Source organism: Winslowiella iniecta (genome assembly GCF_001267535.1).
Classification (GTDB): Bacteria; Pseudomonadota; Gammaproteobacteria; order Enterobacterales; family Enterobacteriaceae; genus Erwinia; species Erwinia iniecta.
This window is the reverse complement of sequence record NZ_JRXE01000088.1, coordinates 1-225: the sequence shown is the minus strand read 5'-3', so window position 1 is coordinate 225 and position 225 is coordinate 1. Positions and strand designations below refer to the sequence as shown.

The 225-nt window shown below is 64.9% G+C and carries 1 pseudogene; it reads left to right on the top strand.

Annotation, left to right across the window (positions count from 1 at the left end):
- Positions 1–225, top strand: a pseudogene (locus NG42_RS22970) (RHS repeat domain-containing protein); the annotation flags it as partial.

Below are 225 nucleotides of genomic sequence, written 5' to 3'. Positions count from 1 at the left end.
GGCCGCGGAGCAGTACTTCAGCTATAACGCGGAGCATCAGCTCAGCGAGGTGCGGCTGAGCGGGCACCGGGCGTTCAGCCGCGTGCAGTACCGCTATGATGCGCTGGGGCGGCGCACGCATAAAATTCTGCATCGCCACGACGAGCCGGATGCGGAAATAATGACCTTCCACTGGCAGGGGCTGCAGATGGTGGGCGAGCAGAGCAGCCGCTCGCCCGATCACCG